Here is a 456-nt window from a genome sequence, read left to right as displayed (position 1 = left end):
AGCTTGTCGATCAACGCCAGCAGATCTTCTTCCGAGGTCTCCACGTCCAGCTTGTGCTCGTACGAGTTCATGCCGACTTCGACGGTCATCTTACCCTTGGAGCGGACATAAACCTTGCTGGCCGGGTCCTCACCCACCAATACCACCGCCAGACCGGGGGTAATCCCGTTTTCTTCCTTCAGCTTTGCGACCTGATCGGCCACTTGCGCGCGAACCTTGGCCGCAAAGGCCTTACCGTCGATAACCTGCGCTACCATCCTTTGATCCTTTCTTCCGTCTACTATTTGGGCAAGGATAGCAGCCCCAGATTTCGCCTCGGGCCATCCTCAAATCAACCGCGCTGACGGGAACCTTTTGCGCAGTTTAGCGACGGTATCATAGTGGGCATCGTCATCTCCTCATGGCCCGGGAATATATCCCCGGACCACGAGATGGTTCAAAAAGCGGCTTAGAACA

General features: G+C 55.5%; 1 protein-coding gene. It reads right to left on the bottom strand.

The annotated features are described in order from the left end of the window. Positions 1–257: tetrahydrofolate dehydrogenase/cyclohydrolase catalytic domain-containing protein (locus Q0816_RS25935; protein WP_298856216.1), on the bottom strand; the 257-nt coding region annotated here is incomplete at its 3' end. Positions 258–456: the final 199 nt, after the last annotated feature.

This window comes from uncultured Ruegeria sp., assembly GCF_947497005.1.
Classification (GTDB): domain Bacteria; phylum Pseudomonadota; class Alphaproteobacteria; order Rhodobacterales; family Rhodobacteraceae; genus Ruegeria.
This window is presented reverse-complemented; position numbering and strand designations above follow the sequence as displayed.